19 protein-coding genes are annotated in these 24,205 nt (G+C 41.3%); 9 read left to right on the plus strand and 10 right to left on the minus strand.

Going from position 1 to position 24,205, the window contains the following annotated elements; genetic code table 11:
• Positions 1 to 8 precede the first annotated feature (8 nt).
• Together QQK00_RS00600 and yghU are read left to right on the plus strand one after the other, a co-directional pair.
• Entirely contained in the window at positions 9 to 587 is a 579-nt protein-coding gene (locus QQK00_RS00600; protein ID WP_284215539.1) for an IMPACT family protein, read from the plus strand.
• Positions 588 to 702: 115 nt separating this feature from the next.
• Positions 703 to 1,551 (plus strand): glutathione-dependent disulfide-bond oxidoreductase, encoded by an 849-nt coding sequence (gene yghU / locus QQK00_RS00605; RefSeq protein ID WP_284215540.1) that lies wholly within the window; start codon positions 703 to 705, stop codon positions 1,549 to 1,551.
• Between the two features lie 149 nt (positions 1,552 to 1,700).
• On the opposite strand, the gene QQK00_RS00610 is transcribed toward yghU, so the two are convergent.
• Positions 1,701 to 4,859 carry a carbohydrate-binding protein gene (locus tag QQK00_RS00610; RefSeq protein ID WP_284215541.1) on the minus strand — a complete coding sequence of 1,053 codons (3,159 nt, stop codon included), beginning with the start codon at positions 4,857 to 4,859 and terminating at the stop codon, positions 1,701 to 1,703.
• A 495-nt stretch (positions 4,860 to 5,354) separates the two neighbouring features.
• Entirely contained in the window at positions 5,355 to 6,173 is an 819-nt protein-coding gene (cysE, locus tag QQK00_RS00615; RefSeq protein WP_284215542.1) for a serine O-acetyltransferase, read from the minus strand.
• A 179-nt stretch (positions 6,174 to 6,352) separates the two neighbouring features.
• Between cysE and uvrD the strand changes: the two genes are divergently transcribed.
• A complete protein-coding gene (uvrD, locus tag QQK00_RS00620) occupies positions 6,353 to 8,521 on the plus strand; it encodes a DNA helicase II (protein ID WP_284215543.1) in 2,169 nt (722 codons plus the stop codon).
• Positions 8,522 to 8,734: 213 nt separating this feature from the next.
• Entirely contained in the window at positions 8,735 to 9,184 is a 450-nt protein-coding gene (gene cynS, locus QQK00_RS00625) for a cyanase (RefSeq protein ID WP_284215544.1), read from the plus strand.
• Positions 9,185 to 9,264: 80 nt separating this feature from the next.
• Here the strand turns inward: cynS and QQK00_RS00630 are convergent, their stop codons facing one another.
• The 6 genes from QQK00_RS00630 to QQK00_RS00655 form a co-directional block, all read right to left on the minus strand.
• Positions 9,265 to 9,474 (minus strand): type II toxin-antitoxin system antitoxin, encoded by a 210-nt coding sequence (locus QQK00_RS00630; RefSeq protein ID WP_284215545.1) that lies wholly within the window; start codon positions 9,472 to 9,474, stop codon positions 9,265 to 9,267.
• A gap of 64 nt (positions 9,475 to 9,538) precedes the next feature.
• Positions 9,539 to 10,408, minus strand: coding sequence for an SPFH domain-containing protein (locus tag QQK00_RS00635; RefSeq protein ID WP_284215546.1), 870 nt, complete (start codon positions 10,406 to 10,408; stop codon positions 9,539 to 9,541).
• Positions 10,409 to 10,516: 108 nt separating this feature from the next.
• Complete coding sequence (locus QQK00_RS00640) at positions 10,517 to 11,041, minus strand: P-loop NTPase family protein (RefSeq protein ID WP_284215547.1); 525 nt, start codon at positions 11,039 to 11,041, stop codon at positions 10,517 to 10,519.
• Positions 11,042 to 11,246: 205 nt separating this feature from the next.
• Positions 11,247 to 12,002 (minus strand): hypothetical protein, encoded by a 756-nt coding sequence (locus QQK00_RS00645; protein WP_284215548.1) that lies wholly within the window; start codon positions 12,000 to 12,002, stop codon positions 11,247 to 11,249.
• Positions 12,003 to 12,413: 411 nt separating this feature from the next.
• On the minus strand, positions 12,414 to 12,914 hold the full coding sequence (locus tag QQK00_RS00650; RefSeq protein ID WP_284215549.1) for a DUF6491 family protein: 501 nt from the start codon (positions 12,912 to 12,914) through the stop codon (positions 12,414 to 12,416).
• Between the two features lie 175 nt (positions 12,915 to 13,089).
• Entirely contained in the window at positions 13,090 to 15,642 is a 2,553-nt protein-coding gene (locus QQK00_RS00655; protein ID WP_284215550.1) for a hypothetical protein, read from the minus strand.
• Between the two features lie 183 nt (positions 15,643 to 15,825).
• On the opposite strand from QQK00_RS00655, the gene QQK00_RS20460 reads away from it, so the two are divergent.
• Both QQK00_RS20460 and recQ read left to right on the plus strand, forming a co-directional pair.
• Positions 15,826 to 16,194: a YbaN family protein gene (locus tag QQK00_RS20460; protein WP_431307713.1), complete on the plus strand. Its 369-nt coding sequence runs from the start codon at positions 15,826 to 15,828 to the stop codon at positions 16,192 to 16,194.
• A gap of 173 nt (positions 16,195 to 16,367) precedes the next feature.
• The gene (gene recQ, locus QQK00_RS00660) at positions 16,368 to 18,143 is read left to right on the plus strand and encodes a DNA helicase RecQ (protein WP_431307714.1); all 1,776 of its coding nucleotides are present in this window, start codon (positions 16,368 to 16,370) and stop codon (positions 18,141 to 18,143) included.
• Between the two features lie 25 nt (positions 18,144 to 18,168).
• Here the strand turns inward: recQ and QQK00_RS00665 are convergent, their stop codons facing one another.
• On the minus strand, positions 18,169 to 18,861 hold the full coding sequence (locus QQK00_RS00665; protein WP_284215552.1) for a glutathione S-transferase family protein: 693 nt from the start codon (positions 18,859 to 18,861) through the stop codon (positions 18,169 to 18,171).
• 67 nt (positions 18,862 to 18,928) lie between these two features.
• Positions 18,929 to 19,312 (minus strand): c-type cytochrome, encoded by a 384-nt coding sequence (locus tag QQK00_RS00670; RefSeq protein WP_284215553.1) that lies wholly within the window; start codon positions 19,310 to 19,312, stop codon positions 18,929 to 18,931.
• Positions 19,313 to 19,427: 115 nt separating this feature from the next.
• Between QQK00_RS00670 and QQK00_RS00675 the strand changes: the two genes are divergently transcribed.
• The 3 genes from QQK00_RS00675 to QQK00_RS00685 all read left to right on the plus strand — a co-directional run bounded on the left by QQK00_RS00675 (position 19,428) and on the right by QQK00_RS00685 (position 24,146).
• A complete protein-coding gene (locus QQK00_RS00675) occupies positions 19,428 to 20,882 on the plus strand; it encodes a protein adenylyltransferase SelO (protein WP_284215554.1) in 1,455 nt (484 codons plus the stop codon).
• Positions 20,870 to 21,193, plus strand: a complete 324-nt coding sequence (locus QQK00_RS00680) for a hypothetical protein (protein WP_284215555.1) — start codon at positions 20,870 to 20,872, stop codon at positions 21,191 to 21,193. The genes QQK00_RS00675 and QQK00_RS00680 overlap by 13 nt, the downstream gene beginning before the upstream one ends.
• A gap of 73 nt (positions 21,194 to 21,266) precedes the next feature.
• A complete protein-coding gene (locus tag QQK00_RS00685) occupies positions 21,267 to 24,146 on the plus strand; it encodes an EAL domain-containing protein (protein ID WP_284215556.1) in 2,880 nt (959 codons plus the stop codon).
• Positions 24,147 to 24,205: the final 59 nt, after the last annotated feature.

Genomic DNA, 24,205 nt, shown 5'->3' on the forward strand with positions numbered 1-24,205 from the left:
GTTATTTGATGCCAATAAAACCTGTCGAAACTCTCTTTGAAGAAAAAAAGAGTAAATTTTTCGCATATGTCGCCAAAGCAGAAAATAGAGCGGACGCAATGCAATCATTGGAAATTTGCAAGCAGAAATACCCTGATGCAAGGCACCATTGCTGGGCATACCTATTTGGTTCACCCAAAGTGCCTACGAGTGCAGCAATGTCAGATGACGGTGAACCGAGTGGTACTGCTGGAAAGCCTATACTTAATGTATTGCAACATGGCGAAATAGGTAACGTAATTGTTGTGGTAAGCCGTTATTTCGGCGGTATCAAATTGGGCGCAGGCGGCCTTGTTAGGGCTTATTCAAATGCAACAAATCAAGCGATTAACGCAGTTGAAACGATTGAATTTATCGACATGCTTGAACGACGTTGCACCGTTAGTTTTAGCGACGAGCAAAAAATAAGGCATTGGCTTTCACAACATGAGGGAGACCTCGTAGACGTCTCATACACATCAGTTGTTACAATGGCTATTCGCATTCCCAAGTCTCACGATGCACAATTTAAACAGTTCATATTACCGTATCAAGTTCACAGTTCATAAACGAAAACCCTGACCAGCTTACACGACATCTAAAACACAAAAAAATATCCTTGAAAGTTTTCATATAAAGACCCAATCTAATACTAGACAATTTAATACTCCATAGGCAAAACCAATGACGACCGAAAAGTATACACCCCCAAATGTGTGGACGTGGGATCAAGCAAGTGGTGGAAAATTTGCTAATATAAATCGTCCAATATCTGGTAGCACGCATGAAAAAGAACTACCAAAAGGTAAGCACAATTTTCAACTATACTCACTTGCAACGCCTAATGGCGTAAAAGCCACTATCATGTTTGAGGAATTATTAGAACTTGGGGTGAGTGAAGCAGAATATGATGCCTGGTTGATTGATATCTCTGAAGGCGACCAATTCGGCAGCGGCTTTGTTGAGGTAAATCCCAACTCTAAAATTCCTGCGTTATTGGACTATAGCGAGAATAGTATCCAACGCGTATTCGAATCAGGTAATATTCTAGTATACCTCGCGGAAAAATTTGGAAAATTGCTACCTAGCAATGGACAAGGACGTGTAGAAACGTTGAACTGGCTATTTTGGCAAATGGGCAGTGCACCATTTTTAGGAGGTGGCTTTGGTCACTTTTATCACTATGCACCTGAGCGTTTCGAATATCCCATTAATCGATATACCATGGAAGTCAAACGACAATTGGATGTGTTAGACAAACAACTTAGTCAGCATGAATTTGTAGCCGGTCAAGAATTTAGTATTGCAGATATCGCAATATGGCCTTGGTATGGCGTGTTAGCACAAGGCAATATTTATGAAGCTGGTGAATTTTTGCAAGTGCAAGATTACAAACACCTACAACGCTGGACAAATCAAATAGCCGAGCGGCCAGGTGTTAAACGCGGTCGAATTGTAAATAAGCCTTGGGGTGAGGAAAACGAACAATTACGTGAGCGTCATTGTGCAGCTGACTTTGAAGGTAGAGTTTAAGTTTCTTATATAAGTTTGAATCATTAGACTAAAATGAAATTCAGTTGTTTGTTAGGCAATTATTGTTTTATTTAAGGCCTAAAAAAAGCGGCCTTACTCGGCCGCTTTGCAATGTTGGTTTATCTTTCCGTAAATCTAGCGGAACTTTTCTAATCGATACGGAATGAATTCACATCAAATAGAAAACCATTGCCACCTTTGAAGGACAGCACAATATCTGTCTCGACACTAATACCTGAAATACTTCCTGTAACATCTTGGAATTGGTTCCACCCCCCCGTATTTGGTACCGTTACTGAACCCAAAAGTGGGCCAGTCGTAGCACCAATTCTTACTTCAATAGTACCGCCTGAGGTGTTGCTTGCAACATTTAGCGTAATGCTCGACGCGCCGGCAAAACGGCGATTTTTGAACTTAATCCAGTCGTTGTTTTCAATGTAACCAACCTTCGCGTTATTGACGACTTGAACGCCACTCATTGAATCAAACTGCTCTGCTTCAATGGTGTCACCTAAGTCCTCATTTGCGAGTGACACGGAGTCAAACTGGAACCAATCAATATCGAACAAGAAGCCAGAACCGCCTTTGTAAACTAAATATATATCTGCACCAGCACTTGGACTAGTAATAGACGTACTAAAGCTTTGAAATTGATTCCAACCACCGGTATTCGGCACACTTAAGGTACCCAGGAGCTGACCATTTGCATTCCCCTCCCTTACTTCAATTTGGCCACCTGATGTATTGCTAGCAACGCGCGCTGTAAATTGATCTGCACCAGCAATATCCGTTGATGCATATTCAGTCCAATCATTGTTTTGAATATAACCGACCTTTATGCCACCGACTATTTGAATACCAGACTGATTGGTAAACGATTCAGCCTCTACTTGTGCACCTAGCTGAACAGACGCACTCGCTGATGTTGTCTCAACCAAAAGTACGTCGTAAGGTTGTAAGGTTTGTGTTTTAGAAACGACTTGTCCCGTAGTTAAATCTACAAATGCATTAGCACCACCAGTTAAAGAAAAATCAACGGTTCGCGGCTCATTTGAAATATTGATCATGCTGATTGTTGTAGCCCCCGCGTTACCGGTATTTGCTTGGTTAATTAGTACACCATAACCGTTTTGCCCATTCGCTTTCGTCTGCGTATACGGCACCAACTGCGAGGGAATAATACTCGCAAAACCACTTTTAAAAGTATCCGCCATCGCGAACGCCGAGTCCAAATTAAAAGTAGCAAAGGTATTAACGTTTGCAGCACCACGATTGTCGCCATGTTCCGTTTTGGCAAAGCTACTACTAGGCTCAATAACGACAATATTCCCGCCATGGCTTTTTAACGCATTTAAGTTGGCATCTGAAATATACGGTGTCCGCGGCACGATGACTGTCTTGCTGTTAGCAAGAGAACCTATTTCACTCGGCGTAGTAAAACCAACGCGAACGTTCATGACTTTTAATGCTTCGTATACTGCTTCAAGGTCATGAATATAATCGGGATCCTGAATGGCAGAATCTTCCACGTAGTAGATATAAAAGTCACGAGTTTGTGGCACCAGATCAACAATGGATTCTGCGTGGGCGTTTAACTCTTTAAATGTTTGCCCAAATGCATTCATCATACGAGGCTGAGTGGTTGGTTCTGATATGAAAATTGAATTCACAGACTCAAAGCTTCCATCATTTTTACGCCCCCATACCCATGCGGTAGTGGCACTCATACCATGTGTATAAGCTAACCAAAGGCCCGCGCGAACATATTCTGGACGCATATTAAAATCTTGCCAACGTGCACTTAAACCATGCCATTCAGAGTCATAGAATGGCTTACCCGGCGCAACGGTTTTGGTAAAGTCCAAACCCATCGACTGTTCTACCCAATCCAACTGGTAATGTGCCATCCACTCCTTGTCTCTTGGTCGAATATTTATATCCGTTAATTCTGCAGGAGCCATGGCAAAATCCTGCCCTGGAATATCTTGCAACTTTACAAGGAACTCCATATCAAGACCGTTATCTCGGTACGGATTTTTAAGCTGGCCACCTAACACCTTAACGGTGATAGGTGAATTGTCGATATCGTTAGAAGTAGTGCCGTTTGCTAAGAATGTCCACCAATCATTTACCCTATCCATATTAAAACGACACCAGTCATACCAAATTGGTCCACCTTGCAGGGCAGTTGGCACAGGTATTGTGAGGCTTTGTGCTGCATTGTTAAAATCGAAGTAACTCGTACCGTAAACCGCATTTAAATTCGCAATTGACTCGCCATACTTTTCGCGTAACCAAATGCGATATTTGTTTCTGGTGAAACTTGAAACACCGTTTGCAGCTAACCATCCACCTTCTCTAGTAGAAAAACTAGGTTCATTGTGCAATAAATGCATCGTTTCTGTATTTCCTGACGATGGTGTTACTTGAGGTAATACGCTCTCAAATAGGTCAGTATACCAAGACCTGACAACGGGACTATCAATGTCTCTCTGAGTAAAAAACCGTCCGTACTGCAATGCTTCAGGATGATTTGCTTGTTGCCAACTATTACTTCCGGTATGACCAATAAAATATGAAATGGGACCGACACTGTCCGCATTCTGGTTTGCAATATTATTGGAAATATTATTGATACGATTCGTTGCGACTGTGCCATCTTGTTGCAAATCTTTTGTTGAATAAAATGCCCCACCTTGTCGTCCAAATGCCTGCATGACGTCTTCATCTCTTGGCATGAAATTGAAATTACTTGGAAAAACAGGTTTTCCGAATTGACGATAATATTCTCCGTTAAGCGTCACTTTTTGTGCAGAAAAATCGACAGGATCTTTTTTTACAATGGTGCCATTTATTTGGGCATTCAATTCTGCAATTGCTTCATCAGCTATATCAATAGACGCATCTAGCTCGTCAAAAGGTAATTCTATATGATAATTTGCAGGGATTTTATTGCTCCACCATACCGCATTCACTGCATCCAAAAGTTTATTTGGATTGTCTCGGTCATATTGTGCGTAGGTCTGAAACCGCTCAATAGTGACTTGCGTCACGTAGGCATAGTCTGTATTGACGCCTGCTGCTTCTGCCTCAGAAATTTTGGCAATAAGTGCTTGTCGTTTTGCCTCTACTTGGCTTTTTAGTTGATTCCAAGTAGCGTTGTCAGTTGGACCATCCCAAGCAAAAGCTTGAATGGAAGTTAAACTACAAAAACAGAGTACTTGAAACTTAAGTGAGAACTTTCTACTTACCCAATTTAATCGGCTGAATAACCGATGCTGCTTTGGTGATAGCTTTTGTGTGTACATGTGGTGTGCCTTAACGTTAGTATAAATAACTAAATTGCGCACGACGCAATTTCTCGTACGATATCCACTAACGTTTACGCCTTTCGAAAACTAGACTGCTACACAACCAACTACTGTTCGATTGAATGTCTTGTATTTTCGCTATATCCCTCCCTTGACACAGAATTGAATTCAGTTAATCCCTTAATACAGGATAAGTAAGTTACTTCTATGCATAATAGAAGCGGCTTGCGTATGCTGTATGTCTTGATATACCCATCGCCAGGAAAATGTAAACGTTAACATAAATATCTAAAACGGACTCACTAAAAATAGTATGAAAACCCTAAATCTCTGTGAGACTGCTATTTAAAGGTAGGTTATTAGTGTATTTATTGTCAACAAATTGTTAAAATAAATGTAAACGTATACATTTTGCGACAGTTATTGATTAACACATTTAAATTAAATATTGTCTTTTTTAGTTATTCTTTTGAAGAATAGAGGCTAGTCGAACTAGGCTTTGTCTCGAAGTACGTTCTGCTCCATTGAATCACAAGGCATCGTGCAATCAGGTTTACCGACAACTTTTGCTGGTACACCAACAACCGTGACACCGCACGCAACGTTATTTAACACAACGCTGCCGGCGCCAACTTTTGAGCCTTTCCCAATTTCTATGTTACCCAGAATTTTAGCGCCGGAACCAATCATCACGCCTTCGCGGACTTTGGGGTGTCGGTCCCCTTGCTCATTACCAGTACCACCCAGCGTCACATTTTGTAATATCGACACATTGTCTTCAATCACGGCCGTTTCGCCGATGACAATACCTGTTGCGTGGTCAAGCATCACACCTTGCCCAATGACTGCACCTGGGTGGATGTCTACTGAAAATACTTCAGAGTTACGGCTTTGCATGAACAAAGCTAATTCCTTACGATTGTTTTTCCACAAATAATGCGCAAGCCGATGTACTTGTAACGATTGGTATCCTTTAAAGTGGGTCAATACAGGTAGGAATGCAGAAACCGCTGGGTCTCGTGCAACCACCGCTTGAATATCATAAATAGCAGCTTCAACCATTGCAGGATTTAATAAATAGGCTTCATTAAAGATTTCACCTACCGACATTGCTGGCATTACGTCATCACTTACCTTATTGGACAATATGAAACTTAATGAGGTCTCAAAATTATGATGTCCAGCAACGCAGGAGTGTATATAGCTGGCAAGCAAAGGCTCTCGCTCCGAGACATCTTTTGCCTCCAACTTAAGTGCACGCCAAAAGTCTTCACTCGAAAGTGCTTGTGGTCTTTCTATTTGTATCGTCATAAGAATACTCACAACATCATAATTTTCGCTAAGTCTATTTAAATTATACACCGTGTCAAATTAGCTACACAAGAATACCTGTATTCTTGACAATAAAGCTGTATAAATAGACAGTTTTTTTTCATTAACTTTGGTATAGTGCCAACAAAATAGAACAGAAATAGACTACCAATATAAAGATGGACGTATCTCGACTTTTAGACCAAATGAATGACAAACAACGCGAAGCTGTCGCAGCGCCAACCGGAGATATGTTGGTACTGGCTGGTGCGGGTAGCGGCAAGACACGCGTATTAGTGCATCGAATCGCATGGTTGATGGAAGTTGAAAATATATCTCCGTACAGTATTTTAGCGGTCACCTTTACCAACAAGGCAGCAAAAGAAATGCGTGCCCGAGTTGAAAGGCTCTCTGGTGGTGCGTTGAATGCCATGTGGATTGGTACTTTCCATGGTCTTGCCCACCGTTTATTGCGACTACATTACGAAGAAGCAAGCTTACCTCAAAATTTCACCATTATTGACTCTGATGACCAATACCGACTAGTAAAACGCTTACTAAAAGCGATGAACTTAGATGAAAAACATTGTCCACCTAAACAGGTTCAATGGTTTATTAATGGCAATAAAGATGAAGGCTTACGCGCCGCTCATGTTGAGACGAATAACGACCCCAATCAACAAAAGATGAAAGAAATTTATGCCGCGTATGAAGAAACATGCCAACGCTCCGGCTTAGTCGATTTTGCCGAGTTGCTACTGCGCTGCTTTGAAACGATGCGTGACAATGAAGAACTCAGGCATCACTATCAACAACGCTTTCGAGCAATACTTGTCGACGAGTTTCAAGACACGAATAATATTCAATACGCTTGGCTAAAACTAATGAAATCGCCCAGTAACAGTATGATGATCGTGGGTGACGACGACCAATCAATTTACGGTTGGCGAGGCGCCAATGTCGCCAATATATCTAAGTTTTTAAAAGATTATGAAGGCGCTGGTACAACAAGACTTGAGCAAAATTATCGCTCTACCAGTAATATTCTAAATGCAGCCAACGCTGTTATTGCCTACAACAGCGGCAGGCTCGGCAAAGACTTATGGACAGAGGGTGATGAAGGCAAAAAAATTGCGCTTTACGCCGGTTTCAATGAGCTTGATGAAGCAAGATTCATCGTCTCGCGCATTAAACAATTTTTTGAAGCAGGTAATGCACTAAATGACACCGCAATACTTTATCGCAATAACGCCCAATCACGCGTATTAGAAGAAGCGCTCATTCACGAAGGCTTGCCTTATCGCATTTATGGCGGATTGCGCTTTTTTGAACGCCAAGAAATAAAAGATGCGCTAAGTTATCTGCGTTTAGTAAACAACGTAATCGATGATGCAGCATTTGAACGCGTGGTCAATACGCCTGCAAGAGGGTTAGGCGATAAAACCTTGAGTAACATTCGCATATTTGCCCGAGAGAACAACTATTCAATGTGGCAAGCGAGTGAAGTCATGCTGAATGAAAAACGCCTTACTGGGCGTGCATCAAATGCACTACAGAGTTTTATTAACCTGGTCAACTCTATGACCGAAAATGTCAGTCAACAAGCATTAGAAAAACAAGCGGACAGTGTCATTAAAGGGAGCGGCTTGTATGCAATGTATCAAGCCGAGAAAGGTGACAAAGCACAAGCAAGAGTAGAAAATTTGCAAGAACTCGTCACGGCCTGTAAACAGTTTGAAATGCCCGAAGAAGCGGATGGTATGACACCCTTATCAGCGTTTTTAGCTCACGCTTCTCTTGAAGCTGGTGAGGGACAGGCGCAAGCAGATCAAGATGCCGTGCAAATGATGACGATTCACACGGCTAAAGGGTTAGAATTTCCTTTGGTGGTTATGGCCGGTGTTGAAGAAGGCATGTTTCCAAGCAGCATGAGTAATGAAGAACCTGGACGAATGGAAGAAGAACGCCGCCTTGCGTATGTAGGAATGACACGCGCGATGCAGCAGCTCATCATTACGTATGCGGAAACAAGGCGTTTATATGGTCAAGATAAGTATCATACAGCGTCACGCTTCATCCGTGAAATTCCGTCAGAGTATCTTGAAGAAATACGCCTACGCTCTCAGGTATCGCAACCCGTATACAACCGTTTTGACAGCGCAGCGTCTCATGAAACTTTCAGCGATAGCGGTTTTTCGCTTGGTCAGCGAGTTTCACATAAAAAATTTGGTGAAGGTACTGTACTCAATTATGAGGGTGCCAACGAGCATGCGCGTGTACAAGTAAACTTTGATGACTTTGGTACAAAATGGTTAATGATGGCGTATGCAAAACTGTCAACGTGCTGAACAACAGAAGTAAAACGCTGAGTCATTGAATCATTTAGGTGCAGAGCGATTTTAAACTGCACCTAAATTTAACATTTGACGGGCATACAATGTCGATTTTCTCGAATTATACCGTCGAAACTACCTGACGACGTGACACTTATCCCTTTACCTTGTTTGGCTTCAAAATTGCTCTTCCCTCGCTAGTATTAACAAAATCAAAGGACATACAAGATGATTACATCTAGAGAAGAAGTCACCAAAATGATCGTAGCAACAAAAATCACGCAAGGTTTTACCTGGAAACAAATAGCCGAGGTAATTGGCCATTCCAAAGAATGGTCAACGGCAGCTTGCTTAGGTCAAATGGCAATGACGAAATCTCAGGCAGAAGCAGTGGGTGAATTACTTTCGTTGTCAGACGAAGCCGTTGCTTGGTTGCAAATCGCGCCTTATAAGGGGTCATTGCCGACAGAAGTACCTACAGATCCGCTAATTTATCGTTGGTATGAACTTGTGAATGTATATGGGACAACATTAAAAGAATTAATTCATGAAGAATTTGGCGATGGCATTATGAGTGCTATCGATTTTTCGATGGATTTACAACGCGAAGAAAACGACAAAGGCGATCGTGTGAGCGTAGTAATGTCAGGTAAGTTCCTGCCTTATAAAACATACTAACAATCTGCCGACACAACTAGGTGTAATTGCGCCAAAAACGCATAGGCGCTAGATAACGTGGAGATAACACAAGTCTATGGTCAGTTAGCCTTGCTGTTATCATCCGCATCATTTGGTTCGATATCTGTTATAACTCGTTGCGTCACTTTTACGCGACCTGAACTGACTAAGGCCTCACGTAACACATATTCAATTTGCGCATTAAGGCTGCGCAAGTCGTCATCTGCCCAGCGTTGCATGGCAGACAATACTTGCTCATTAATTCTAAGTGGATAAGCTTTTTTGCCCATTCTAAACAGCCCTAACTTACATACTTGCTTTCAGTAGTATTTGCGAATATCGGTAAATACAAGATCAATACAGCGTGCCAGTATTCACCACAGGCTGAGTACTCTTTTCTGCACATAATACCACAAGTAGGTTACTAACCATTGTCGCTTTGCGCTCTTCATCTAACTCTACGATCTCTTTTTCAGACAAGCGGGTTAATGCCATATCAACCATACCCACCGCACCTTCAACTATGCGGCTACGAGCTGCAATGATAGCCGACGCTTGCTGACGCTGGAGCATGGCACTGGCGATTTCTTGTGCGTAAGCTAAGTGGCTTATTCTTGCTTCAAGCACTGTAATACCTGCATTGCCTAAGCGTTCTTGTATTTCAGTACGCAGATTATCTGCAATTTCCGTCGGATGGCTGCGCAATGCAATTTCTGACTCAGCATCATCTCTTGGGTCATAGGGATAAATACTAGCTAAATTTCTAAGCGCGGCTTCACTTTGAATTGTTACGTAACTTTCGTAGTCATCCACTTCATACACTGCCTCAGCGGTATCACTTACTGACCAAACGACAATCGTCGCAATCTCAATGGGATTCCCTTGATTATCATTTACTTTTATTTTCGCACTTTCAAAATTGCGTACCCGCAGCGACACTACTCGGCGCAAATACAAAGGGATGGTCCAGCGCAGACCGTTGCGCTTTTCGGTACCGACATAACTGCCAAATAGTGATAAAACTTTACCTTGATTGGGTTGCACCATAAAAAAACCAGGCAGACAAAGAATAACGAGTACCGCAGTCACGCTAAGCGCTACGATAAAGCTCGTTGATGCCTGAGAAATATTATGCAATTGAGATAAAACCCAAATTGCAGCAATACTCAACACTACAACAACACCATAACCATTTACCGAAAAACCTTGCTTTTCATTGATCATATAACACACCTTAGCTGATATCATTATGATATCACTTTAAGATCAATTTAAAGATTATGCAAATTGAATTTGTAAATGCATGTTTCTGACAAGTGTAAAAAATTCAATTTATTGCACATTTTTCTCTACAAAGGTATTTAACTCAGAAATGGATCGAATGACATGTAATGACTTGTTAATCGACAGTTTTTCTACCCTTTGCAAGAAACTATCATTCCAAAATTTTGGACAAAGCTTTAACACTTTATAGCTTTTCAGTGTTCCATTTAATACCGAACTTCCTTCAGGCCAGCCTTCTGGCTTTTGAAACACACTTTTAATGAGTCGTTTAGTTACAAGCCAATAAGTCACAAAATAAGGCAAATCTATATAGATAAGAGTATCAGCCTCTTCTAGCCTCCTGTTGAAAGTATCCAATGAGTTTATGGGACTAAAACCTTCAATAATCCATTTATCTAAAGACAAAATGTTCTCGTGTGTATCTTCGTAACTCTTCCGATCCACTTCCTCTCCATTGGCTTTATATAAAATGGAATCTAAAGGATACAACTGTATACCGGTAGCTGACGCCAGTTTTTTACTTAAAGTGGATTTACCATTACCAGGTTTGCCAAATATTGCTACTTTCTTCATTCTAGTGCCTCCAACTAGGTTTCCCCAAGAGGCAGAAATAGAAAACCCGCCTCAAGGGCGGGTTTGATTAATTTTTTAATATATTACACATCCCACCATTCCTATGGAATGATGATAATTCGAGCTGTGAGTTGCGTAAGAGTAGTATTCATTCGTTTATATTTACCTAAGGGTTACTTAATGTCAACTAACAATTACATTTTACTCATTTGGAATACCGACCAGTAAATCTGTTACCCCTACATCTATACCCGCTTGACTTAGAAGAGTGGAAATTAAGTTGCTTGTTAGGTACTTTTAATTTAAACAATCCTTCTTTTCTTGATATATAACATAGTGCCGCAATTTGGGCGACACAGATACTAATAACCAATGTAACCGCAATTTCAAAAGGAATTCCCATATTAGCTAGAAAAATTATTGGCTCTGGATGATTACCACCTATAAAGATGAGATGCGACATGCCAAAAAACACTGGAAATACCGTATAGCAAAGTATGTCGTAGAACAAGAAAGCACCCCATACAGCTAAGATTCGGCAAATACCCTTGGGCTTAAAAAAGTACAAATAAAGTGTACAAAAAAGTGACATAAGATATGTAGCGCCACTTCCCATGAGACCAACTATTGGCGGAAAGTAATTCTCTTGATTAGTATTCACGGGGACCACTGTTAGCTTTGGGTTAAGGCTTGAAAAGCGAGAATATTCAGGAAACTCAATTACAAACCTAGTTGCCTCTGGAATGAAACTGACATAAGCAATGGCATTTTCTGGCCAAGGGGTTGTAGAAATTGATGCTCCTATATTAGGGAAAAGTTCGATTCCAGGCCAGATGCTAATAATTGGCGTGCCAAGCCCTAACACTTTTCCAGTAAAAGCATGACCAGCTTCATGAATAACAACAGACACAAGAAAGTAGAAAAAAACTAAGCTTGTGAATGAAAGAGTTCTTTTAAGCATAATTTGCCAAATTCATATAGCATCTAATGCTAAATTTACCTGCTAAAGCTGAGTTGTTTACTTTTTGTGGTAGCCTAGCGTGAAGCCACAAAAACAGACGACTCAGCGGAGGTCAGGTTGAATTTTCTGTTACGTGTTTGACATTGCTGCATGGCCTTTTACCACCCAATCTATTTGTTCCTGAGTATCTGGAACCGCAACACCCCTTAATTTAGATATGTGTTCTATTGCCTGCTGTGGCTCGAAACCACATTGTGAATCATCATGTAGATTTACGCCCCTTCGATTCGCTTTACAATAATGAACACAAAGGCGCAGCCGTGTATTAGCCTTCAGAGATGCTCAAAATTGCCTTACTTGGCCACTTAAAGTGGCGCACAAGTTATTCGAAAACTTATATAAAAAATCCAACTAATGCATAGCAATCAAGCTTTGCTCTTTCTGCGTTTTAGTCTCTTCACCACTGGATTCTTCTTTATTTTTCTGACGCATATTTTCGCGTATCTCTCTGGTCTTATTGAATGCGGAAAACGCTTCTTCTCTAGATTCAAATTCAAAAATACTGCGAATGGGGCAAGACTCTTCAGATGTTATGACTCGGTCCCGACCACCACCGCACAGCTGGGTAAATGACCCTTTGAAGCCGGCTCTAAAATCGGTTTGTAAGGAATTGCACTGATAAATCGTGGTAATAAGGTAGTAATCTTTTTTACCGACAGCATCAATACTTATCACGTTATCTTCCAACACACCAAAGCCACGGATATTACGCTGCTGGATACAAGCTCGCCCGTCTTGTTGTGTTTCTGCCTTTAGTAACTCGTCGTATTTTGGCAAGGGCGGCTCTGTACTGACACATGCACTCAATAGTATTGATGCACCAATTGCAAAAGCTGTCGCGTGGATTTTCATAATATTCACCTGTTTCTTAGCGTTTACTTAATGTCATTCACTACTTTCTTCTCTACACATTTTCCGTAAAAGACAGTAAATATGAACGCCGATAACATGATTTAGTTTCATGATATTTATTTAATTATGGCAACAAAACTGTACAACAACGAGCACATATAAACACAGTTGATAACTAATTTTGTACCTTAATGACCGAATTTATGTCCTTCCACTTAAGGTTTAAATAGTACAGCTGCCCTTTTGGCCGTTCTTGCAACCATTCCCAGCGCATAGGCCCGTTTCCACTGCTATGATAGTTATTTATCAGCACACCATCATGCTCATATACCTCTACCATAAATTGACCTGCATCTGGCGTTTTTATGCGTAAGCGTTGATGCCGCTCTTCCCCTTGTAAATCTGGGTTGTAAGTGATTTTAAGCTTACCGTCGACATCATTTGTCGACGGCAATGTCATCGGAGAGGTGACCTTTTGTAGCACAATCACTTTTTCGTAAAGCACTTCTTTTTCAAGCGCTTTCCAATCAATACGGTTAACGCGCGCCAAAAGTTGCGGATGATAATATTCTTCCGATATTTCGCGGTAATTTGCCCAGTGCACAATCGCGCGTTCAATGGCCGCGATAGCCTCATTTTTATATGGTGCAGCATCATTCTCTAGTGAATACGTTTTTTCGAAAAACTCTAAGGCAACGGCAGAACGAATTTTATTGGCATAGTACAAACCAAGGTACGCAAAGGCTTTAATATCGGCCAGCGTGCGAGCCGTCTCACCGTCTATCTGTATCTTTTCACTCAGTTTCAATGCGCCAGAAAGCGCCTCATTGGCATTGTTTTCCATATCCTCTGCCAAAGCCAATGGGCTTATTTTATCTGCAATATCTGTTTTGCTTAATACTGCCTCAACATATTGCCTAGCGTTTATTTGCTTAGATGCAGGCATTGAACGCGCGACTTGAAAATCATTCACATATCGAAAAGTTTCGCGAGAAGACGAGGTTTCTGACGCAAACTTTCGGTCACCTGGTTGAAATTGATAGCGGTTGACTGCCGGCACAATTTTTGACGCCGCTTGCCACGCGGCATAGAGACGTTCAGCATGGAGCTCAGGAAATTTATAAGCTAAATGCTTAAGGAAAAAAGACTTTGGTAGGTCTGGGTCATATGCAAGCCTCCCCCAAATCATAAACTTATACCAGTGTTTATCTATTTCCCACCGGTTAGACTCATCGATTTGTTTATCTGAAAATGTCTTAGCCCACACATATCCGTCTGATCCCATATGTATACCCTCTGTAATATCCAAAGGTAAATTCTTTATAAATTGAGCCGCATATTCAGGGTCCCCCCAACGATATACAAAAATGTCGTCATTGCGTAAATTCCACCACGTTTTAATCTTCGGCTGTCCCTGTGCCTCATGCTTACGTAATAGAGGAATAACACGCTGCGCAATATGCGACGGCTCAGGAGACGAATACATTCGTGCCATCAAATATTTAAAACTAAACGAAAACGCATCAGGATAGTCCTGCCAGTATTTTTGAATATCTTCAAAACCTGAATACCAAAACCGATGCATAAAATCGATCTCTCTATTGGGGTTTACTTCTTTCGCATCGGCTAAACCCAAGCCATAGGTTTGCCATAACCACTTCTCTCGTGTCCACTTTTGTACTTCACCATCCACAGGCATGTTTTCGCCCGCGGTAATACCAATCCCTTTTAAATCTGGGTATGTAAGTACTAACTCCTTTACGGCTTCGCGAAAAAACGCATGCGTTTTGGGGCTATCAATGTTTGCATCAATGCCATGCGCGCCGTTTATGCCATTCACATAAATCGACCAAGTGACAATGTGGATATCTATGCCACGGCTTTTTGCATACGCCATCACATCTCGCCAAAATTGTATTTTACTTGCTATCTTCAAGGTTTTTACTTTGCGCATGTTGTTTGTAACAACAGCAGAGACACCACCGGCTTCGCCCCACACGCCTATCTTTTTCGTCAATGCTGCATTGGAGACATACACGTCATCTAGGGCCAAACCTGGAAAGCGCTCAAGCATTAACATAGATGTAAACGGTTGAGGGTTCCAAAGCGTCAGTTGGTTATACCGATGCTCCGCCATTCTGTCTAAGTACGCTTCCCAAAATGTCATATCCCAAACGGTGGCGATGTTTGTTTGGGCGGAATCGCCTGTATCATCATAAGAGGGGGTTCTTGCATCTAAAGGAAGATTAAACTTTAAACCTCGCTTTTTTAGATAAGGTGTATGCGTAAGCGAAATTTGCTGAATGCTTTGTCCAAAACTTAAGCGTTCATTAACCTCCAACAAACCATACATTAAGCCATGGTAATCACTTGCATTAACATTTAGGGCCTTGTCATCTGATGAAATCGCATAAGCTTGCGCCTCTACACTATTAACAAACCGCAGATTGATGACATAGTTCGGCATGTCTAACGATGACATTGTCATACTAAGTTTGTTTAAGGCAAACTGGACCATAGGGTGCTGAAGGTTGATATCACCTTCGAGATTAACAAAATTCTCATAGTGCGCAACATCATATCGCAAAGCACTCGAGCTTTTTGCACTTGCACTATTGTTCTGTGCAACCTGCATGACAAAACTGTAAGCAGATAATTGATACATAAAAAGCGCAAAAATAATGAATATTCGCGTAATGGCCTTGGGTAACATCGCTTTGTATAACATGTAAAAGTACTTCCAATGCGTCACAATTAGCTAACAGAGCTAATTAACCTAACTGTTCAACATACGTTAGGCATGCTTATCTATTCTACCTATGATGATTATGTTTTTTGAGATATTCTGCAAACACGCGGGCGTTTTGATAGCGTTACACATTCCAAAATTTCACTAAGGGTTTAGCGTAGCTTGAGAAAATTTGTTACAACGATTCTTTGGAGAATCTTAGCATGCCTAGCACTTTGCCTCGGAATCATAGGTATCATAATACCTGGATTGCCAACGGTCCCTTTTATTCTCGTTGCTGCTTGGAGCGGCAGTAAGGGATGGCCAGCGCTAGAGTATTGGCTGTTGAACCACCAAACCTTCGGCCCTCATATCATTAATTGGCGAAAAAACCGAATAGTACCAGTAAAAGCAAAGTGGGCATCTACAATCTTCATGAGTGCGAGTTGTGTGATGATATGGTACACGCAGTCAAATATATGGGTTTCGCTATGTATTAGCCTGATTTTAATCGCTGTAGCATGCTGGATTTGGACACGTAATTCAGAATAAATACGGATAATCGATTTAATTGCGAAAATAAAGTCTGGCAGACCCCAAGGACAGGTATTCTGACTTGCACTTTGCATGATACAATCTGGAAAAACATAAATACATTCCTACCATTTAAGAGCAATTTTAGTTTGTCCGTCGATGTAAATAGCCTTCAAAAAACAAGTCTCCAGGTGCTAAAACAAAGCTTCGGTTATGATAGCTTTAGAGACGGCCAATGGGAGGCAATCTCCGCTGTCCTTGACGGTCAAGACACATTAGTTTTAATGCCAACCGGTGGTGGCAAATCGTTATGCTATCAAGTGCCTGCAATTGTAATGGAAGGATTGACCTTAGTGGTTTCCCCGCTTATCTCCTTGATGCAAGATCAAGTACAACAATTAAGCGAACAAGGCGTGAGTGCAGCATATTTAAACTCTTCGTTAACGCAAGACGAAGAGCAAGCTATTTATAAGCGCCTAGGTAATCACGAAATCCGCTTGCTATATGTTGCCCCCGAAAAATTACTTCGGGGATATTTTTTACAACACATTAGCGAATTTCCAATCAAGTTAATCGCGATAGACGAAGCGCATTGTGTCAGTCATTGGGGGCATGATTTTCGCCAAGACTATCGCGCCTTAGGCCAATTAAAAAAGACCTTCCCCAGTGCACCCATGATTGCGCTTACTGCAACTGCCGACACAGCTACCCAAGCTGATATTATTCATCAGTTGAATATGCAAGCACCATTTGTATTTAAAGGTGGGTTTGACCGCCCAAATATACGATACAACCTATTGAGTAAATACAAAGGTTTTGATCAGGTAGTCAGTTTTGTTGAGCAACAGGGCGGCAATGGCGGCATCGTTTATTGTGGCAGCCGCGCCAAAGTTGATGATTTAACACTAAAACTGCAACAAGCGGGTGTTCCCTGCGACGGTTATCATGCGGGCAAATCAACAGAAGAACGAGAAGCTGTGCAAAATCGTTTCTTACGTGACCAATTGCAAGTCGTTGTGGCAACAGTCGCGTTTGGTATGGGCATAAATAAATCCAATGTTCGCTTTGTCGTGCATCACGATGTGCCTCGCAGTGTCGAATCATTTTATCAAGAAACAGGTCGAGCAGGCCGCGACGGTATGCCCGCAGAAGCCTTACTTTTATACGATGAACGAGATGCCGCAAGAATCAAAAAATGGATAGCTGATGGTGCCACCTCAGACCGTTTTGAAATAGAAATGCACAAATTTGACGCTATGCAGGCATTTGCGGAATCACAAACATGTCGTCGGCAGGTATTGCTCAATTACTTTTCTGATTACCTCGGGAAGGCTTGTGGCAATTGTGATATTTGCCAAGACCCCCCTAAAATGTTTGATGCTACCCGTCAGGCGCAAATGGTGCTTTCTTGTATTTACCGTCTACAAGCAGATACAGCAACACAATATGTTATTGATGTATTACGCGGTAAAAGTATTCGCAAAATCCTCGATAACAAACATGATGAATTGAGCACCTACGCGATTGGAAAATCTGAATCAGATAACTATTGGCATAATATTATTCAGCAGCTAATACATCAGGGCTTAGCATATATCGACATGACCCGGAACGGCGTTTTACGACTAAATGAAAGTGCGCGGGCAGTACTCAAAGGAGAAAAACCTATAGAAATGGCACTTCCCCGCTTATCCGTTAATTCAGCCAAGAAAAATAAATATGTACCGTCAAATATTGATAAGCAACTTTTCGCCAAACTCAAACAATTGCGCAAACAAATTGCTGATGAAAATAACCTACCCGCATTTGTTATTTTTAGTGATGCAAGTCTAGCCGATATGACAACAAAACTACCGACCTCAAATGACGACTTTATGCGTGTAAATGGCGTAGGCGAAACTAAACTCGAACGCTATGGCAGTGCATTTATTAACCTGATAGGTGATTACTTAGCTGCCAAGGCGTAGTTTGTGCGCCTCTACACCAAGAAAATTATTCCAAACTTGCTTCTGCATCTTCTATTTTACGCTTTGCTTGTTGAAATGAAGGTTCGGCAAGCAAACGCTCAACATAAGCGCACATAGTTGGAAACGCCGAAATCATACCTGCGTTATATACGCGTTCCATGCCAAAACTCATTTGCACATCGGCCAAGGTAATTGAATCACCGACAAACCACGTGTTACTTTGCAAATGGTTTTCAATAAACGCCAAGTTACGTGCAATCACTTTACCGTAGTAAGCGCCCATTATGGCATCAGCCAATTTGATCGCAATTGGTCGTATTAGCCACGGCGCTTTGACTTTCACTTTTGATAATACGAGGGATGCAACTAAGGGCGGCGCAAAGCTTCCTTCCGCAAAATGCGACCAGAATTGAACATCAATATACGCTTGTTGTTCTCTTGGCGGCAGTAGCCCGCTCTTTTGCGTGGACGTATCCTGTGTCGTGCTCGTTTGTTGCAAAATATATTCACATATTGCGCCTGATTCAGCGAGTACGGTGTCGTTATGCACTAAAACCGGTGCCGCACCTAATGGATGAATTTTTTTTAATTCATTAGGCGCCAGATTCGTCTCACGATCTCGCGCGTAAGGCACAATTTGATATTCGACATTGGTGAGCTCTAACAGCCAGACGATGCGTTGAGAGCGAGATTGCGTCAAGTGATGCACAGTAAACATACTGATACCTTTTCGAGTTACTTAAAAATACATAATGTAGTGCTTACATCTATCCAAGGGTTTTAGATTAAGGTGAGGAGCTACTTTTACCACTTGGATCTAGGTTTGCGTAATGTGCAGCTAGATCTGCAATGTCTTGATCGCTTAACGATTTAGCGTGAGGCGTCATCGCAGCATTGACTCGCTCCCCCGAACGAAATGCTTTAAGTTGAAGCACAGTATATTCTGCTTTTTGCCCGGCAAGGTTTGGTATAATTGGAATATTCGAAATGCCGTTAAGACCATGGCACGCACCGCATTTTGCAAGCTTATCTTCTCCTACGTCGTCGTTTGCAGTTAAAGGCTCTTCCAAACACGCTTGCAGCAGCAGTATTGAAACCACTGGCAAAATGTATCGGCGGTGTAACTCACATCTTGTGATATGTATACGCTTATTGCCTGTCAGAATCATATGCCACTCTTTTTAACATTCCTTTAAAATTAATATGCTTTAATCGAAATCACACAGCATAAGCGTATACTACCCTCATGCTTCTTCTCTCAGACTAACAGACCCTAGGATTTAAATGCAGCTATTTCATCATTTTGCAGAACGTTTACCAACACTTTGTAGTCCCGTAAAACCATTCCCCGTTAAATCTCCTCGTGTTGCCCTAAAAAATGAAAAACTAGCAAGCGAACTCGGCATTCCCCTCAGTCACTTAGACGATGAAGCACTATTCAAGCAACTATTTAATGAAGACTATACGCCATCACTAAATAGTGTTGCCCAAAAATATGGAGGCCATCAATTTGGGCAATGGAACCCTCAATTAGGCGATGGCAGGGGCTTATTATTAGGCGAAATTAAAACACCGACGGGGAACCTTGTCGATCTGCATTTAAAAGGCGCGGGGCAAACACCTTATAGTCGTCACGCAGATGGACGAGCAGTATTGAGATCAACGATTCGCGAATACTTGGCAAGTGAAGCCTTACATCAACTAAACATCCCGACATCACGCGCCTTATGCTTGATTGCAAGTGAAGAGCCCGTCCGCAGAGAAGTGGTAGAATCGGGCGCAATGCTTATTCGTACTTGCCCAAGTCATATCCGATTTGGCCATTTCGAATATTTTTTCCATAGCAAACAATTTGAGAAGCTCGATCAACTATTTAGCTATTGTTTTGATTTCTATTTTCAGGCGTGCCAAAAAGCTAGCAACCCTTACCTAGCAATGCTCACTGAAGTATGTCAAAACACCGGCAAAATGATAGCCTATTGGCAGGCTTATGGCTTCAATCACGGGGTGATGAACACCGACAATATGTCTATCCATGGTATCACCTTTGACTATGGCCCTTACGCTTTTTTAGACGACTTCATTCCCAACTACATTTGCAATAAATCTGATCACAGCGGACGTTATGCGTTTGACCAACAACCAAGCATTGCGTTATGGAACTTAAATGCCTTAGCGCACGCGTTTAGCAACAAGCTCTCAATGGACGAGCTAAAGCAAGCATTGTCGACCTTTGAACCTGCGTTTCTATCTCAGTACCAAAAACTTATTCAACAGCGCTTTGGATTTAGTGCGACTAAAACCGAAGAAATGTCTAAATGTATCAATCAATTCATGCAGTTAGTCCGTGATGAGTTTACCGACTATCACCTTAGTTTTCTGCATATTACTGAACACCTCATGGACATTATCAATGGCAATACGCAAGCGCTCTCCTCTCATTTTGAACAAAAGGAAGCGTTTTCGAATTGGGCGGTCACTTATAAAAAGGTGCTCACAGCACTAGAAAATGACATAACCCAAGTACAACAAAACATGCGCTCAGTAAATCCTCGCTACGTGTTGCGTAATCATCATATGCAAGAAGCGATTTTAAGGGCAGAAAACGGCGATTTTTCATATTGTGAAAACTTATTTTCTGCCATCTCAACACCTTTTCAGCGACAAGAAACACTTGAAATATTCATGCAAGCACCAAGCGCTAATGAAAAAGGAATGTCACTCTCATGCAGCAGTTAACAAAAACCAAATGCGACATCGTAAAGAATGCTATTGTGTTAACGTCGCGAACACCACCAGATATGGACCAAGTGAGCCAGTGGAGCAAAGAGTTACTCCATTTATTGAAGTTAAGTTATGTTGATGAAGAAGTATCCGCAGACCTATTTGTCGCTGCAGCAAAAATCAATATGGAAACAGGTGAAGAAATGATTTTCTTGAAAGTTAACTACACAATTGACGATATTTGGTTTGAATTGGCCAAACATGATGAAAAAAAATTCTTCAAACTATTCGACCACATTGAATCTAGACTGTTGGTACATCAATGAAAATTCAGACAAAAGTCGAGATAAGTGTTCACTTCATCAACGATTTCTGGCTAAATGAAAAGAAAAACATGAAATGAGCAATCATTTGCGACATTTGCTTTTTACGTTTTTACTCGCGACAATTTGTTGGTCTACGTTTAGTTTTTCACAGACGACATCTAAACCTGTCAATGTGGATTTCGATTCCTCGATCAATTTGACGGAACGCACAGAGTTTTTGCTCACAGAGCAAAGCTTATTGCTTTCTGACGTCCTTAGCATGCAGGACTGGCGGCAACACAGTGATATTGTGAATATTCCGGAAGGTGTTAGCTTATGGCTGCGTTTTTCGGTTGTTAACGAGTCGACCGCAAGTAAAATGTTGACGCTGATTGCAGGCAACACCTTTATTGATCGTGCAGAAGCGTATCTATTGGATGAGCAGGGTCGTATTATACAATCATCACGTTTGCAAAGTGACCTATCAAATACTGCAAATTTAAGCCGCAATGGTTTTAAAATGAGTTTTACGTCTCGCGCAGAATCAACGTTTACCATTTACATGCAAATTCAGGATGACGGACTGAGTTTGATCCCCATTGAACTGTGGCAATCTGAAAGCTATGCCAAACAATCTAGTATGCGGCTAATACTGATTGGCGCAATGAGTGGCGGTCTATCATTGCTGGCAACTTACTTTTTGCTGACATACATACTAAGAAACGCGCCCTCTCGTTTCTGGTTTTGCGTATTTTCGGCCTCAGCAATGACAACCATGTTGTGTGCTGAGGGCATACTACCAATGTTATTCATGTTGCCCAATTTTGCTGCCGAGCTCACGGCCATTAGTTTAATAAGTACACTCTTTGCAGCCATAAAAATCACTCGAATCGTATTTGCTCCGGTCTCAGAAATATGGATACGCGCGCATTATGTGCTGCTCGTTATCCCTATTGTTGGCATCATTTTGCTAGATGATTTTTACCAATTGATATTATTGATATCTTTTGCAGCATTGTTCTTTGCGAGTAAAATATTAGCCACTTTGTTTTACCGAAAAGCCATAGACTTTCGTAGCGCAACAATTTATTTCTTAGGGTGGTTAGCTCTCGGTATTGTCGGCGCTTTGGAGTTTTATACCTTTGCTAATAATGCAAGTCACTTGTCATTTTCTGCGCCGTACCCTTTTGCGTTTAGTTGTCTCGGTGTCATGCTAATTGGCGTAGCTATTATAAGTCGTGAACAATCTATTCAAGCGCAAAAAAGTGCTATTCAGATTCAACAAATAACGCACTTAGAACAATACAATGACTTGTTTCAGCATGCCGCTGAAGGACTTTTTACCGCCTTCCCCAATGGCGATCTTATTCATGTAAACCCTGCTATTTGTAGCTTGTTCGGTTACAAAAATAACGATGAATTCATTAAATTTAATCCAAACTTAGCAAGCCTATTTGCAACAACAAAAGATGTTGACCTTTTACTGGGTGAACTCAGTATTCAACAAACCGTGTTAGGCAAAGAAGTTAAAGGAAAACGCAGGGACGGAAGCGAGTTTTGGTTTTCAATATCCTGCCAGATTAAAAAGGTGAAAGAGCAAACCCTGCATTTCGGTTCATTATTTGATATTACCGAACGTCGATTGCATCAAATTAATCTCCAATATCTAAATACACACGATCAGCTGACTGGTTTATATAATCGACGTCATTTTCTTCAAATAATGACCGAGAAAATTGAAAAATTTGATGAGACCGGAAAACCTTTCGCACTCGTATTTTTAGATGTAGACCAATTTAAAGTCATTAACGACACATGTGGACATAGTGCCGGAGATATCTATATCAAAGAGTTATCACTAGAACTCTTTGATGTCGTCTCAGACAAATTTCCGTTCGCACGTCTTAGCGCTGACCAGTTTGGTATACTGATTGAACATGAGAACGGCAATCAACTAAGGCAGTTTGCGCAACAATTGCTGGACAAGGTACGTAATTTCGGATTTCGCTGGGATCGCCATTTATTTAACCAAAGCGTCAGCATAGGGATTGCAGTATACGAATCCGTGATTCCTAGTGCCGAAGAGCTATTGAGCTTTGCTGATACTGCTTGCCTGATTGCAAAAGAAGGTGGTAGAGATAAGATTCATATATACAGTGCAGAGTTAGGTATGCACTCGTCATACAAACGCGAATTATATTGGATCAATGAAGTACGAAGCGCGTTGAAAGACGATGGTTTCGAACTATTTTACCAGCACTATCGACCATTAGCGGAACAAGATGACCGTGACTACTATGAAGTACTTGTGCGCTTAAGAACGCAAGACAACGATTTGGTCGCACCGGACTTTTTCATGCCTAGCGCCGAAAAAGCGCATATTAGTCACAATATAGACAAAAACGTCATCGAAAATTATTTTAAGTGGCTGAATACGCATTCAGATAATATGGCGTCATTGGCAAAAGCTAACATCAATTTATCTGGATTCTCCTTATCAGACGATGACTTTAAATTTTTCTTGCTCAATGCCTTTGAAAAATATCAAATTCCTTACCATAAAATATGCTTTGAAATCACTGAAACCATGGCCATCATCAAGATGAAAGATGCGATAGAATTCATCAAGGAATTCAGAAAACTTGGGTGTATGTTTGCATTAGATGATTTTGGTAGTGGCTTTTCGAGTTACAGTTACCTGAAGAATTTACCGGTAGATTTTCTTAAAATCGACGGTAATTTTATCCGGGATATTTTGAGTGATAAAATTGATTTGGCGATGGTAACCTCCATTCGAGACGTCGCTGAGGCGATGAAAATTAAGACCGTTGCAGAATTTGTAGAATCTAAAGAAGTCATGGTGCAAATAGGTAAGTTGGGACTAGATTATGCACAGGGGTTTTGTATCGCGACGCCCATGCCGTTATCAGAATTCGAGTCATACTCAAGTATAGAGAATCAAAGTAACATGTGACATGGTCGACGATGACCAGTGGTAGACCAGTCAAAAAATAGTTGCAATGTTAGCGTTCA

The organism is Agaribacter marinus, assembly GCF_030160655.1.
GTDB classification, from domain to species: domain Bacteria; phylum Pseudomonadota; class Gammaproteobacteria; order Enterobacterales; family Alteromonadaceae; genus Glaciecola; species Glaciecola marina.